The sequence below is a fragment of the Cupriavidus sp. 05N39 genome, from assembly GCF_056397325.1.
Genome location: NZ_JBFTNE010000016.1, coordinates 101880 through 116555 on the forward strand (window position 1 = coordinate 101880; position 14676 = coordinate 116555).

The window sequence follows — 14676 nt, forward strand, 5'->3', positions numbered from 1 at the left end:
GATGTCCCGTATCCATGAACAGTTACTCGATGACGCATCGAGCTATGTCAACGCTCGCTACGACGAAGGATTTCGCCTGTCGCGAGAACAACTCGAACAGGTTCACCTGCGTGGCGTGCAGCGGAGGTTTGACACCATGCGCGATGAGATACCAGTGCTCAGAAGGCTGGCGGACGAACAGGGCATAGAGAAGATCGAACGGTTGAATGATGTAGTGCCCCTGCTCTTTCCCCACACAACCTACAAATCCTACCCGCTGTCGCTACTGGAGCGGGGTCAGTTCGATCGCCTGACGCGTTGGCTGAACGGATTGACAAGACAGGATCTCAGCAAACTGGATACCCAAGACATCAATACCATTGATGCATGGGTGAAACGGCTTGATGACGCCAGCGAATTGCGGATACTGCATACGTTTGGCACGAGCGGCAAGCTATCGTTCATGCCGCGCACTGCGAGAGAGTGGGCAATATCGAATACGCTCACCGCGCACTGCGTGCGTGACTGGCACGGCGCCGGCAGCGGGCCAGACCTGCTGCGCGCACGAATGCCAATGGTGCAACCGGGCTACCGCTTCGGCGCCGGCGCAACGTACCGGGGCGTGGAAGAGATGGTCAGGCGGTGGGCTGGAGGCGATGAGAATGCGCTGTTTCTCTATCCGGATGATTATTTCAGTGCTGATATCGCCTCCCTGGCAGGTCGCTTGCGTGCCGCCGAAGCGCGGGGCGAACAGGGTACGCTGGAGATATCGCCAGCGCTGCTGTCCCGCCGTGAGGAGTTCGCCGCACGGGAACGGCAGCGCCCGGAACAGATGAAGCGGTTCCTGGAAACGGCAGTCCAGCGATTCGGGAAGCAGGATATTTGCCTGTTCGCGGTATGGCCAATCCTGTACGAATGGGCCGAGGAAGCTCTGGCCAATGGTACGCGCAACGCCTTTGGCGCCGGCAGCGTGCTGATGAGTGGCGGCGGCAACAAAGGGCGCGCGCTGGCGGACAACTATCGCGAGAGAATATTCGAATTTCTGGGCTTCGACCGGGTATTCGAGTTCTACGGCATGAGCGAGCTGATGGTAAGCCTTCCTCGCTGCAGCCAAGGGCACTTTCATGTGCCACCGGTGTTGGTACCTTTTGTCCTCGACCCCGAGAACGGCCATCCGTTTCCGCGAGAAGGTACTCACACGGGCCGATTCGCCTTTGTGGATCTGCTGCCCGATTCCTACTGGGGAGGCTTGATCACCGGCGACGAAGTTACCTTGAGCGGCTGGGATGCCCCTTGCGAATGCGGGCGCAGCGGGCCCTACCTGCACGCTACCATTCAGCGCTACAGTGAAAAGCAAGGCGGGGATGACAAGATAAATTGTGCCGGCGCGCCGGAGGCCCATGACAAGGCGGTGGAATTTTTGTTGTCTGCAGTGCGATGATTGACTTCGGCTTGCCGAGTGCGCCGTCATCACGCCGCGGATAAGCTGTGCCACCCGCCAACTCGACTGACTTTTCCGAAATCCGGCCGGGCCGCCCCCCACAATTTGGATGCCGGCCCGGCGCGACCGTGCGGATCAGAACGCCAGCGGCCTTTGCGCAGCGTCGACGCCACCGTCGATGAAAACGACATTGCCGTGCAGATATGCTGCCTCGGGGCGGCACAGGAACGCGATCAGCGCGGCTACCTCATCGGGCTGCGCGCGCCGCCCAAGGGGAGGCAGAAAGTCGCGGATGGCATCGCCATAGCGCGGATCCCGCAGGCCAGCCTGCAGCATAGGCGTTTCCACCGCGCCGGGCGCCACCACATTCAGGCGCACCCCGGCCCGCCCCCAGCTGGCGGCACGTTGCCGTGCCGCTGCCGCGACGGCGTTCTTCGCGCTTGCATACGCCAGATAGCCCGCCTGGGCGGCCTGCTCACCACCCGCCTCCTGCGCCGCGCGCACCAGGGCGTGCACGCCGTCCTCATCGCCCGCCAGGTAGGCGTCGCGCAGCGGGCTGCCTGCCCAGGACTGCAGCGTGGCCGAATTGGACGACACCACCACGGCGCACGGCGCCTTGCCTTGCCGCAATGCCTCGAACAAGCCGTCCAGCAGGGTTACCACGCCGAAGTAGTTGACCGAAGCAACCAGCGTCGCAGGATCGACATGCGGGCCCAAACCAGCGCAACAGATCAGCTTGTCGATCCTGCCGCCGGACTGCGACAGCGCGCCATCGATAGCGGCCTCCCGGCCGTGCCGGGTGGAGAGGTCGGCGTGGATCTCGGCATCGCGCAGGTCGATGCCGATGACCCTTTCGCCGTCGGCCAGCAGGCGCCGGCGTACGGCCGCGCCCATGCCGGAGGCCGAGCCGGTGATGATAGTAGTAGTCATGGTGTTCGTTCTGTGTGTGAAAAGAGGAAAAAGAAGAAGGGCTTCGGACGTTCGCGTGGGTACTGCATGTGGGTGCGAGTGGCCAGAAGTAAAACGCTGGGTTGCTCCCCTCTCCCATGAAATGGGAGAGCAAGCCCGGGGAGATGGCGAGCGCTCGCTCAACGCGATGCGCCTCACTCTTGCGCAGGCCTGCCCACTCCCCCAACCTCACCCGCCATGCGCGGGTGAGGGGGAGCTACGGCAGTGCTGGAATTAGCCCAGCAATGAATCGACCCACACGAAAGTCGGATGAACCAAAGAAAAAGGCGAAGGCGGAAAGGAGAGAATCGAGACAAACCAGACGGCGTCAGCGTAACGGCCGCTGGCTGAGCTCCATCAGCACCGCCGCGCCGCGGCTACGCAGGCAATCATCGTCGCAGACAGGCCACTCTCGCGCCGCGTTGGCGGAAACGACGATGCCGGTGCCGGCATCGTCGTCGCCACCGTGGCCGGCAAGCGCGGTGGCGGCGCCCGTTGCCAGGGTCAGCAACACTCCGGCCACCACACCCGCGGCGACCAGTCCCGTCGCCCACAACCACCGAGTCCGCTTCATCGCTGTCTCCCGACCGTTTTTTTGGCTTCTGACTGGATGTTAGTCACCGGTCCGGCAAGCCGCTTCGTCTGAGCGGACTAAGGGGAATCCCGCGAATGGCGATATTCATGATGGACCTCCGTGCGGGAGGGTGGTAAGCCCCTCAGCGTCGCCGACCGGTGGGTGCGTCGGGTCCGTCTCGGTAAATCAGCATCCAGCATTCAAGGGCGGCAACGCCGRCGACCGGCCGATCCACTGGCTGGTCGCCGGGAAACCGCGCCCGGCCGGGGCACCTCCCTGAGGCGGGGAGTCATATTTGCGAGATTTCCTTCGCCGCTCTCGCCGCACCGCGCATAGCACCTTCGATATAGCCGATGCCGGTGCAATCGCCAACTTCATGGACCTTAAAGCCTTCGGTCTCCAACTGCCTGGCAAGCGTCAAGTCACCTGCCGCACCTTTGGCCACGATGACGCTATTCGCATCGACCGCCTGCGCATTGCCTGCCTGGTCGGTGAAGCAAACCCTGTCAGGTTCGATCCGGATGTCCGAGGCCCCCGGAAAGAGACCAAGGCCGTGCTCCTTAAGCTCCGCAAGCAGCCGCATCCGGCGGACTATCGTCAGTCCCGCGCCGAACCGCGGCGCCTCATCGACGACTGTCACCAATCGTCCGCGCTCGGACAGGAACTCGGCCAGTTCGAGACCGACCAGTTCGCCACCGATGATCACGAYGTGCTTGCCCAACGGCATCCATTGCCGGGTCGCCTGGCGAACGAAATCGAGATTCGAGGTCAGGCCGCTCGCCGCACCGATTTTTGATGCCATGCGTGTCGCCCACCCGACCTTGCGCGCCAGTTCCTGTGAGCCTTCACCGAGCATCAGGCGGCGCATGTCGTCCCCGCTCATGACGTGCGGCAGGTCGTTTCCTGGTATCGGCGGCAATCCGCGCACCGCGCCGGTTGCAACGACAACGACGTCCGGGGATAGCGTGCGCAGCAGCTCGGGCGTCGCTCGTGTGCGCAGGCGCACGTCGATTTGTGACGATTCAACCTGGTGCCTGAGCCAGTCGAGCAGTGGCTCGTTGGCCTCATAGGCGAGCGCGGCAATGCGCAGCGTGCCGCCCAGTTGGTTGGCCTGCTCCAGCAACGTTACTTGATGCCCGTCCGCCCGTAGCCGGCGCGCCGACTCCATGCCACCGGGGCCTCCGCCGATAACCACGACTCGCTTGCCACTCTTCGGTAATTGACGATGCAAATACTCGAAACCGATTTCGGGGTTGACCGCGCAGCGCAGCGGCTTGCCAACGTAGATTGCGCTAATGCATGTGTAGCAATAGATGCAGGGCAGCACGTCATTGGGCCGCCCTTCGGTGAGCTTTCGCGGCAGATACGGGTCGGCTAGCAACTTCCTCCCCATTGAGACGAAATCGATCGAGCCATCGGCAATCCTTTCGTCGCCGAGCGCGGGCTCGATCCGGCCCGATGCGATGATCGGAATGCTGACCGCGGCCTTGATCCGCGCCGCAAACGGAAGATTGAGCCCGGGCTCATGCGGGGTATGCGATGCCGAATGCAACTTTGGCTTGCCCGCGTCATGATAGGCGCTCACGGTGATCGCGTTGGCCCCCTCCTCCTCGACGATCTGCGCGGTGCGCACCGCCTCGTCAATCGTGATGCCGCCCGGAATGCCTTCCTCGCGCGAGTCGAGTTTGCACCACACAGGAAAATCGGGACCAACCGCCGTACGCACGGCCCGAATCACCTCGACCAGGAGACGGACGCGATTTTCCAGCGGGCCTCCATATTCATCGGTACGCCGGTTCGTCGTGGGCGAGACGAACGACGACAGGAGATAGCCGTGCCCGCCATGGATCTCGACGCCGTCAAAGCCGGCCCGCCGCGCCCGGCTCGCAGCCGCGGCAAATTGCGCGATCAGCGTGTCGATGTCGGCCTTCGTCATGACCTGAATCGTCACGCCGGTGATGCGGCCGAACGGCGCCTCGGCCAACTCTTCGAGCAAGAACGCCTCGGTGAAATCGCCAGTGGGAGGTTCAGGCAGGGAGGGCGCCCACACCGGCCGCCCCGCAAGCATATCCTCCACGCCGACCAATCCTCCATGGTGAAGTTGCGCGGCGATCTTTGCGCCGTGCGCGTGGACGGCTTCGGTCAGCGCGGTCAGGCCGGGAAGAAAGCGATCGTCCGAAATGGCGATCTGGTTCACCTGATTGGCACCGGTCGGCCAAGCCACGCCGGCAACGCCGGTGATGATCAGGCCCGCCCCCCCTTTGGCCTGCGATTCGTGATAGCGGACGATGCGCTCACCGCATTGGCCATCTGGCTCCGCAAGGCTCGCACCCATCGCGGTGACGACGATGCGGTTGCGTAGTGTCATCGTGCCGATTCGGCCGGGTGCAAGCAGGTGGCGATACGATGTGCGGCTCATTGACTGGCTCCTGTGATTGCGTCTTGATAGAAATGCCGGCGGCACGGCGGCGCAAGGCGTGTCATTTGTCTCTCCGCATCGATCATCCGATTTTGGGGAGTGTCATTCGTTCATATGCGGATCTGTCATGCGCGGCGGAATGCCACGCAAGATCACGCAGACGTGCCATGCCGGACGCCACGGAGAATCCGCATCTGCCGGCGAATCGCACCCTCGTCCGCAGGAACCAGGCTATAGGCAAGCCCGATGCGGCTAGCCAGCGCAATGATGTCGTCCAGCGAAGCGGGCGTCGCGCCTGACTTCTCTACGTAATCGCGGTAGCGGTCAGCCAGCACCTTGTGCCACATGGGCTTGATGTTCTCGAGGATGTAGGGAAACACCTCCGCCGTAACGCTTCTGGCCAGGTAGTCCTGACGAAGCCCGGCGAGGCGTTGCCGGTACTTCACGGCGAAACACACGCACTCTTCGAGATACCCCTCGAAATCCCCCTCGTAGCCCGACAAGCTACGCTGCATCTCCTCGAAAAAGACGCCGTTTTCCGCGTCAATCGCGGCTTGGATCAGATCATTCCGGGTGCTGTAGTAGCGGTAAAGGGTTCTGCGTGAAATGTTGGCGCGCTTGGCCACATCATCCACGGTGAAACCCTCGATACCCATCTCGGCCATGCAGTCGAGCGTGGACCTCAGAATCAGGACGCGCCCTTGCTCGGGACTGTCTATTCGGCTGGCGTCTCCCCAGCGAAGTTGTCTATTCATTCGGAACCTTGCCTCTTGCGGAGTGATGCGCTCTTGATCGCAGTGTGATCCCGGCATTGCCGTGGCGCCTTCACCCAGTATTGCACAAAGAATATTTTTTGTGCCATTGTTTTGACTCATTTATGTATTTATGTGCCATAGTGGCCGCACCCGATGCGCTTTGCCGCGCTCGGAAACGGGCAACTTGTTGACCTCTGAACCGGCGTACTTCGGCCCGCCTAACCACTGACTGGTACAGGTCGCCTGGAAAACACTTAACGTTGGAGGCAAGCCAATGAACAACAGCAATCCGGCCGTGAATTGGAATACATCGTACGACGTGGTCGTCGTCGGTTCCGGGGCAGGCGCGATGACGGCCGCGCTGCGCGCATACGATCTCGGCTTGACCGTGCTCCTCGTCGAGAAAAGCCCGCACTATGGGGGCACGACGGCTATTTCCGGCGGCGGAATCTGGATCCCTTGCAATGGTCAGATCCAATCTCTAGGCGGCAACGACTCCTATGAGGAAGCGGTGGCGTATCTCCGGGATGTCATAGGGGAAGATTTCGATCTGAACAGAATCAATGCCTATCTCAAAAACGGGCCGGAGATGGTCCAATATCTCGCCACGCAGGCGCAGACGCATTTCCACGCGGTGCCCCGCTATCCCGACTACTATCCGGACCGCACGGGAGGAAAACCGGGTTACCGCACCATGGAGCCAGCGGCATTCGACGCGCGCCGGCTCGGCGATGCATTTGACGAACTCCGCGCCCCATCGCCCGCCACCCTGGTCGGCGGGCGCATTTCGCTGACGCAGATCGAAGCCCACACCATCGTAGCGAAGGAGTCCGGCTGGCTCGGCCGCTCGACACCCCGATGCGCACGCTCCACGCGCACGATGCCCGCGTGACCGGCGTGGCGGTGGAGCGACGGGGACGCGAGTACAACGTACGCGCGCGATGCGCGGTGGTGCTCGCCTGCGGAGGCTTCGAATCCAGCCAGGAAATGCGCGACCAATACCTGCCGAAGCCCACGCAAGCCGAATGGACAGCCGCCCCGCCCATCAATACCGGAGATGGAATTCGGGCTGGTCTCAAGCTCGGCGCGAACGTTTCGCTGATGGGATACACATGGGGTGTGCCGAYGGTACGGGTTCCCGGGGAGGAAAAACAACGCGGGCTTTTCGTGGAGCGCTCATTGCCGCGATGCGTGCTGGTCAATCGGCTCGGTCGACGCTTCGTCAACGAAGCAGCGCCGTACCCGGACATCATCCACGCCATGTATGCCGACCACGCGCAAACAAATGCGAATGTGCCGGCATGGCTCGTGTTCGATGCAGAGTATAGAAAACGCTATCCGTGCGGCGTGCTGCTTCCCGGCAGCATACAGCCTGACTCCCGGATTCCGCATGGCTGGCTGGACCATGTCATCTATCGCGCCGGAACGCTGGCCGAACTGGCCACAAAAATCGGCGTCGATCCACGCGGCCTTGCCACGACTGTCGCGCAAATGAACGCCTATGCGTCAGATGGTACCGACCTCGAATTCGGCAAGGGAAGCAATATCTTCGACCGCTACTATGGCGACATCTCCTCCAAGCCGAACCCGTGCCTGGGCCCAATCGACCGCGCCCCTTTCTACGCGCTGCGGATCGATCCCGGCGAGATCGGCACCAAGGGCGGATTGAGCACTGACGCCTGCGCCCGCGTCCTCCGTCCCGATGGCAGCGTAATCGAGGGATGCTATGCGATCGGGAATACCTCGGCCGCGGTCATGGGAAAAACCTATCCCGGACCAGGTTCGACTATCGGGCCGGCGATGACCTTTGGCTACATCGCCGCGAATCAGATCGCGGCAGAGAAAATCGGCGGAGGCAATCCCCGCCCATAAGCAGATTGAGACGGGCTGGAAACCGTGAAGTCCGACGTTGCCCAGAGCTTAACGACCAGAGGGAAGCTGGAACGTTTACCCCCGCGGGATCTATACGCAATCCGGGCTAACCCTCCTCTTGCTGCCACAAAAAAACACTTCCGAGCCGCGGTTGGCTGAACGGCTTTGCAGAGCCTCCTCAAAGCCACCTATGACGCACATATGTGTGTAGTCCGATTGGACGATGCTGACGCCAGATTCCACAAATATGCTTCGATCAAGAGACCGGCCCTAACGGTACAACAGGAATCGGCATCTGCCCGTGGTGGGCAGTAGCAAGAGGAGACAGCGATGAGAGCATGGTTGCGGGCGGGTAGTCTGTTTGGGGCCGGTGCGGCCGTGGCCCTGGGTCTTGCGTTTGCTGAGGGCCTGCCGTCTGCCCGGCCTGGCTTTGATCCGGAGAGCGCGATCAGACACGACGGACACCTGGCCGGCACAGAAACCAATGGCGCGGCTATCATGCAGGCGTCTTGCGACGACACCTGCCGGCAGAGCATTGGGGTTGCCGCGGTTGCCCTCCTGAATCGCCGCAGCGTCCCATAGTGTACGTTCCATGCCGACGGGCCTGGTCAGATCCGTGCCGCAATGCCGGCAAGATGCTGCGCCCAGATGTCCCCGCCACCTTCACATTAGCGTTGTTGGCCACAGCAAGCCGCCGGGCGGCACGCCCGCGTGAGCGCATCGTGCATTCCGCCGATTGAATGGCTCCGCCGAACAACCTCAATTCGTCAGCCTCACCTCACAATCACAGCCATACTTATCCACGGAGTTACCCAATGAGAGCATTGCTCTTCGCGTCGACCGCGGTCGCGCTTGCGACAGCAAGCCTTACGTGCGCGCAAGCCGCCCAGCAAGAGAACGCCACCTTCCCGGGCCGCAACCCCTGGCTGACCGACAGCGTCTATCCCATTTCGCACGACAATCCGGCCGCGACCGATTCCGTCCCGCATGCCGGCCCAACCAAGGGCCGCAGGCTGTCGACAGATGATGTGAAGTCCGTTCCAACCGTCTTTACCTCGAATCCCACAGTGAAGAAGATCGGCGACAAGACGATCATCTTCGCTGCCGGCGTCGAGGGCATCAGCAAGATCGACGCGACCGGTGAGGCCTATGACCTGGTCTCACTCCTGCCCTACCCTGGAATGGAGAAACTGGCCACGAATGCCAATCGCGAGAAGATCCGGGCGGCACTGGAGGAAGTCGATGCCGCTCGGCGCGCGAATGATGACGCCAAGCTGCTGGCACTGTCGGGGAAGATGGAGGAACTGGGCTTCAAGCGCCAGTCGCTGGCCAACGGCGCCTACAACATGATTGACAAGGATGGCGTTCACTATGCGGCCTTTGGTGGCCTGAAGATCCTCAAGTCCACCGACGACAATGATCCGAAGAAGCCACTGCGCGTCGTCAAATTCCGGGACTTCTCGGAGGCATTGCCTGAGGACATGCGCAAATCTGCCATCATCGGCATGGGCATGACCTATGCTGGCGATGTCGTTGCCGCGGCGCATGGCGCAGTGCTCCTGCTGGACCGCGACCTCAATCTCAAGAGCACGATGCTGCTGCCGGGCGAGGCGATCGAAAACAGCATCTGCATCGACGAGAATAGCGGCATCTATGTGGTCACCTCCAAGCGCATGCTGAAGATCGTCTGGACTGGCAACAAGCTGTCCTATGATGAAGCCGATGGTGGCTGGCAGTCCGACTACAACACCATGAGCAGGGCGCAGGCCGTCGCTGCCGGCGCTCTGACGACTTCTGGCGGATCCGGCACCACGCCGACGCTGATGGGCTTCGGCAACGACCCCGACAAGCTGGTTGTGATTGCCGACGGTGATGAAAAGGGAGCCAACCTCGTGGCCTTCTGGCGCGACCGGATTCCGCCCGGATTCAAGCAGAAGCCGGGCACCAAGTCCGCACGCATCGCTGATCAGATTCCACTGGAAATATCCAAGGCCACGGTCGAGCCGTCGCCGGAGGTGCTGGGCTATGGCGTCGCCCTGCTGAATAACTCCTACCCGAAGCCCGCGCCAGATATATGGGGCAACGCGATAACGCCCGGCCTGACCCGGCCCGCCCCGCGTGGGGTAGCCAAGTTCAACTGGAACACTCGGACGAAGTCATTCGAGAAGGCCTGGGTCAACAAGGAAATCGACAATACGGATGTGATGGTCCCTGTCATTTCCGCCAAGAGCAACATGATCTACCTCGCCAACAAGGAAAACGGCAACTACGAGTATGTAGGCCTTGACTGGGATACCGGCGCCATCAAGGCCCGCTGGCCGTTCCCGGACGACAGCCGCAAATGGAACGCCTGGGGCGGCATTACCGCATTGCTCGAGGATGGGGATCTGCTGATCGGCGGCATCTTCTCCACGAAGCGGGTGAACGTCGGAGACGGGAAGTAGCGGCAACGTGAGCGCGGCGCCAAAGACTCTGCATAGAGTCGTGCGCCGCTCCACACCAGTCGCTGCAAAGGAGAATCCCGAGAGAGGCCTTCATAGGCTCGCAGCGACTGTAGTGCTGACCTGCCTGCGCTCGGATGTCGCCTGCGGCCGATGCGCCGCAGCGTGACAGTACCTTCTGAAAGGTTAGAAACGGCATCTTAAGTCATCGGCGTACGCAACATGCCTCTGTGCGACGCCCGGCGTCAAGAACTCTGCTGCCGCCTCCGGACCGGAGGCGGCAGCACTCCCTTCTTCCTACCCCTCAAATACATGATGCAGCTTTGGCGCATCAATTCCCGCTATGTTCATCTCGATCACCTTGCGCCCGACACTGGCTGGCCGTACCTCCTCCGCGTCTACATAGAACTGGCTATACCAGTCCCGCATCTGGTAGATGGGCCCATCTCCCTCGCATAAAAGCGGATTGTCGGTGCGGATCTTGGAATCCCAGATCACCACATCCTCGTAAAAGGCATTGCGCGCCTGTTCCACATAGGCTTGCGCAATCGCCTCATTCTGCTCGTCGGAAAGGCCGGGAACCTTCTTTACCAATACGCCATAGCGCAGTTCGAAACTGTTCATGTCGATGGGCACATGGCAGTTGAGCAGAATCGAATGGATCGGCTGACCGTCCATCTGGCCACGCATTTCCGTAATGTGGTACGCCGGGCCGAAATAGGTGGATAGCGCGGTCAGGCAATCTCCGGCGGAGAGTCGGGCGCTGCGGCCGACCAGCACTTGCGTGGCCTTGTGGCCCTCGAACAGATTGGCGAAGTAGTCGATCGGCGCACCGTGCACGGTATCGAAGTGAGCCATATCGGAGATGTTGTCGACCAATTCCCGGCAATTCGTTTGAATCACCATCTTGTCGATTGCCCACGCGGACCATTGCTCCGAGTAGCATGCCTCGATGCGCGGGATCGCCACCTCGGGTGGAGGTGCGTTGCCCTGGGGATCGTGCCAGATGAAGAGCAGATTGTTCTGCTCGCATGTATCCCAGCTGCCGATGCGCGCCTTCGGCGGCACTCGCTTGCAGTAAGGGATCGACTTGCAAGCGCCATCGCCACCCCACTGCCAACCATGGAAGGGGCACACCAACTGGTCGCCTTGCACGGTACCGGTACTAAGGTCCGCGCCCATATGCGGACAATAGCTATCAATGATGCGAATGGTGCCGGCGGAATCGGCAAAGGCGGCAAGGCGGCGGCCGAAGATGTTCAGTGTGTGCGGCTTCCCGTCGCGGTAATCCGCGGCCGGCCCGAGGCAATGCCAGCCGCGCGCATACCGCGATTCCAGCGGCCGGGATTCAATTTTGTAGCCAGTTGCAGGCATGTCCCCTCCTTTTGATTTAGCACGTTCCACAGTACATAGCCCAGGGCCGTGCCTCATCGTCTCTTCAGACTAGACAGCGAAAGACGCACGCGGTGGGCGTAGCCGATCAAAGCGGGCCCGGAGATGGCACACATAAATGCTTCGGTAGTCCGGGAAGACGATGCCAGGCAGTTGTATCATCGCGATCATCGGATAATCGGCGGCTCCTCCTCTATCGCCCCAACGTGGACGACATCGATGAGCCAGGCCAGGAATCAACCCAGTAAATTCATCGCACGCCCAGACAGACCGCGGGACGCTGCGACAAAAAAGGATTAGGAAATACCATGAAACGCCGAGCGCTTATCTCGGGATTACTGGCAACCGGAGTTGCCGGCGCGGCTGGACTGCTGAGCGCGAAATACCTCAGGGGTTCTTCCAAGACAGGCCAGTTCAAGGAGCCCGTGATCGGCGATGGGGTGACAGGTCCCAAAGGCATGGTCTGGGTCCCTGGGGGGACATTCTTGATGGGCAGTTCATCCAAGCGGGCCCTTCCCAGCGAAGGACCGGCCCACCGCGTGCAAGTCAGCGGGTTCTGGATGGACAGTTTCGATGTGACAAACGCCGATTTCAGACGCTTCACCGAAGCCACTCGGTACGTCACGACAGCTGAGCAGAAACCAAAGTGGGAAGACATACGCCCGCAACTGCCGCCCGGCACGCCAGAGCCCGATCCCGGGACGCTTGTCCCCGGCAGCATGGTATTTGTCGGCACGAGCGAACCCGTCGACCTGGGCGATTGGTCGCGCTGGTGGAGGTATGTGCCTGGGGCGAATTGGCAGCATCCGCTCGGCCCCCATAGCAATCTGGCCGATAGGGAGAATCATCCTGTGGTGCAGGTGTCGTACGTTGACGCGCTGAACTACGCCCGTTGGGCTGGAAAGCGCCTGCCGACCGAAGTGCAGTGGGAATTCGCCGCGCGCGGCGGCCTCGAACAAGCGGACTACGCCTGGGGAGACGAACTCACTCCCAACGGCAAGAAGATGGCCAATACGTGGGACGACCGGGCGCGTCAATTTCCGGTCGTCAGCCGCAACGAAAAGATCCAGGTCGGCACATTGCCGGTTGGCAATTTCGCGCCGAACGGCTATGGCATCTACGATATGGCCGGCAATGTCTGGCAATGGACGGCTGACTGGTATCGCTCCGACGCGTTCGCCATCGCGGCCCGCAAAGGACAGGCCTCCGACCCCCAAGGCCCCGTCGACTCATATGACCCCGACGATGCAGGGGCACCCGTCGACGCCCCCAAGCGAGTCATACGGGGCGGCTCTTTTTTGTGCAGCGAGACTTATTGCACCAGCTACCGGGTCAGCGCAAGGAGAGGGTCGGACCCGTTCAGCGCCATGTCGCATCTGGGCTTCCGCACGATCATGACCCAACAGGACTGGCTTGCCAGGAAATCAAGTACCGACTGACAGCGCGTCGGTCCGGGCATGGCGTCGAGAAGCCGGGCGAAATCTGCCCGGCATCGGTGGGCAGAAGTCCCGCAAGTCTCAATCCGCCTGCCCGGCCGCCAGTATCGTGGTCAGCCTGGGATCGGCCGGTGGCCCGTAAACGCAGGAAACGCCGGCGGGATCATAGATTTTTGCAACGCAAGCATTACAGCTGTCGCATGCCGAACGTGTCACCGCGCCGGTTCGCCAGTGATCGGCCAGGGCCGGATCATGGATCAGCGCGCGCGCCAGGGCAACGCAGTCGAAGCCCTCGCCCAACAGTTGCCGCGCATTGTCCAGCGACTTCACGCCGCCGATATAGGCCAGCGGCATCCGCACCGCCTGGCGGATCACCCGGGAAGCGTCAAGGAAATACAGTTCACGGAACTTCAACTCGCGCGGGGTACGCTTCTCCAGAATCGAGATACCGAGCCTGGCCAGCGCGTGCGGCGCCGTGGCTTTCATCTGGGCCGTCGGCATCGCACTGCCAAACAACACCCACGGGCTTTCGACATTACGTCCGCCACTCAGCGTCAGCAGGTCGGCCCCCTCCCTTTCCAGGATGCGCGCCGTGATGGCGGAATCCGCCGCTACGTTGCCGCCGGGCACACCGTCAACCACACTCAGTTTGCAGCACACCGCCAGCTCCGCCCCGACGGCGTCCTTGACGTGGCGCAGCACCATCGCCGGGAAGCGCGTGCGGTTTTCCACTTCACCGCCAAAACGGTCGCGCCGCCGGTTGCTGAGCGGAGACAGGAACTGATTGAGCAGGTAGCCGTGCCCCATATGGATCTCGACCGCGTCAAAGCCTGCCTCCCGCGCGAGGCGCGCGGCATCGGCGAATTGCATGGCAACCCGGAACATGTCGCTCTCGCGCATGGCGCGCTGGAAATACACGCCATACATCATGCCGAAAGCATTCAGGCCAGCCGATGCGGTCAGCGGCGCGCGGCTCCCGCCATGCCGCATCATCGTAAACGAGCCGGCATGCGTAATCTGCAGGCAAGCCGCGGCGCCCTCACGATGCACCGCGTCGGTCAGCACCCGCAGATGCGGTATGGCCTCGCGGGTCAGGACGAGCTGATGCGAGAAGGTCAGCCCCTCCTGTGCGACGGCAGCATACGCGACCACCGTCATGCCGATACCGCCGGCTGCGATATCCCGGTGATGCTTGACCAGCGCCTGTGTCGGCAATCCTTGCGGTGTCATGCCCTCGTTCGCACCGGCCTTGATCAGGCGGTTGCGCAACGCAAGGGGGCCGATCCGGATCGTTGAGAACGGCGATCCATCAGTGGGGGCCTGTTGCCACATCTTATTCTCCTTCCTGCGCGATTCTATGTCGCGCCTGGCACGCCACGCCCTGCCTCATGCAGCAGGGCCGCCGGCTACTATCGTTTG

At 61.9% G+C, this 14676-nt stretch carries 11 protein-coding genes; 5 read left to right on the plus strand and 6 right to left on the minus strand.

Annotation, left to right across the window (positions count from 1 at the left end; all coding sequences use genetic code 11):
- The first annotated feature begins 1 nt into the window (after nucleotide 1).
- A complete protein-coding gene (locus AC1DN0_RS10665) occupies nucleotides 2-1420 on the plus strand; it encodes a long-chain-fatty-acid--protein ligase (protein ID WP_441629501.1) in 1419 nt (472 codons plus the stop codon).
- A 135-nt stretch (nucleotides 1421-1555) separates the two neighbouring features.
- On the opposite strand, the gene AC1DN0_RS10670 is transcribed toward AC1DN0_RS10665, so the two are convergent.
- From AC1DN0_RS10670 to AC1DN0_RS10685, 4 genes are all read right to left on the minus strand, one after another.
- Entirely contained in the window at nucleotides 1556-2350 is a 795-nt protein-coding gene (locus AC1DN0_RS10670; protein WP_441629502.1) for an SDR family oxidoreductase, read from the minus strand.
- Between the two features lie 346 nt (nucleotides 2351-2696).
- The gene (locus AC1DN0_RS10675; RefSeq protein ID WP_441629503.1) at nucleotides 2697-2942 is read right to left on the minus strand and encodes a hypothetical protein; all 246 of its coding nucleotides are present in this window, start codon (nucleotides 2940-2942) and stop codon (nucleotides 2697-2699) included.
- Between the two features lie 289 nt (nucleotides 2943-3231).
- On the minus strand, nucleotides 3232-5361 hold the full coding sequence (locus AC1DN0_RS10680; RefSeq protein ID WP_477145704.1) for an oxidoreductase: 2130 nt from the start codon (nucleotides 5359-5361) through the stop codon (nucleotides 3232-3234).
- 152 nt (nucleotides 5362-5513) lie between these two features.
- Nucleotides 5514-6116: a TetR/AcrR family transcriptional regulator gene (locus tag AC1DN0_RS10685; RefSeq protein WP_441629505.1), complete on the minus strand. Its 603-nt coding sequence runs from the start codon at nucleotides 6114-6116 to the stop codon at nucleotides 5514-5516.
- A gap of 274 nt (nucleotides 6117-6390) precedes the next feature.
- On the opposite strand from AC1DN0_RS10685, the gene AC1DN0_RS10690 reads away from it, so the two are divergent.
- The 3 genes from AC1DN0_RS10690 to AC1DN0_RS10700 all read left to right on the plus strand — a co-directional run bounded on the left by AC1DN0_RS10690 (nucleotide 6391) and on the right by AC1DN0_RS10700 (nucleotide 10432).
- Nucleotides 6391-7008, plus strand: a complete 618-nt coding sequence (locus AC1DN0_RS10690; protein WP_477145705.1) for an FAD-binding protein — start codon at nucleotides 6391-6393, stop codon at nucleotides 7006-7008.
- Nucleotides 6975-7988, plus strand: a complete 1014-nt coding sequence (locus AC1DN0_RS10695; RefSeq protein ID WP_477145706.1) for an FAD-binding protein — start codon at nucleotides 6975-6977, stop codon at nucleotides 7986-7988. Before AC1DN0_RS10690 ends, AC1DN0_RS10695 begins: the two co-directional genes overlap by 34 nt.
- Nucleotides 7989-8803: 815 nt before the next feature.
- Nucleotides 8804-10432, plus strand: a complete 1629-nt coding sequence (locus tag AC1DN0_RS10700; RefSeq protein WP_441629507.1) for a hypothetical protein — start codon at nucleotides 8804-8806, stop codon at nucleotides 10430-10432.
- Between the two features lie 294 nt (nucleotides 10433-10726).
- Here AC1DN0_RS10700 and AC1DN0_RS10705 read toward each other — a convergent pair whose 3' ends face one another.
- The gene (locus AC1DN0_RS10705) at nucleotides 10727-11803 is read right to left on the minus strand and encodes a 3-ketosteroid-9-alpha-monooxygenase, oxygenase component (RefSeq protein WP_441629508.1); all 1077 of its coding nucleotides are present in this window, start codon (nucleotides 11801-11803) and stop codon (nucleotides 10727-10729) included.
- Between the two features lie 326 nt (nucleotides 11804-12129).
- On the opposite strand from AC1DN0_RS10705, the gene AC1DN0_RS10710 reads away from it, so the two are divergent.
- Complete coding sequence (locus tag AC1DN0_RS10710; RefSeq protein WP_441629509.1) at nucleotides 12130-13260, plus strand: formylglycine-generating enzyme family protein; 1131 nt, start codon at nucleotides 12130-12132, stop codon at nucleotides 13258-13260.
- A 78-nt stretch (nucleotides 13261-13338) separates the two neighbouring features.
- Here the strand turns inward: AC1DN0_RS10710 and AC1DN0_RS10715 are convergent, their stop codons facing one another.
- Nucleotides 13339-14589 carry an NADH:flavin oxidoreductase gene (locus tag AC1DN0_RS10715; RefSeq protein ID WP_441629510.1) on the minus strand — a complete coding sequence of 417 codons (1251 nt, stop codon included), beginning with the start codon at nucleotides 14587-14589 and terminating at the stop codon, nucleotides 13339-13341.
- Nucleotides 14590-14676: the final 87 nt, after the last annotated feature.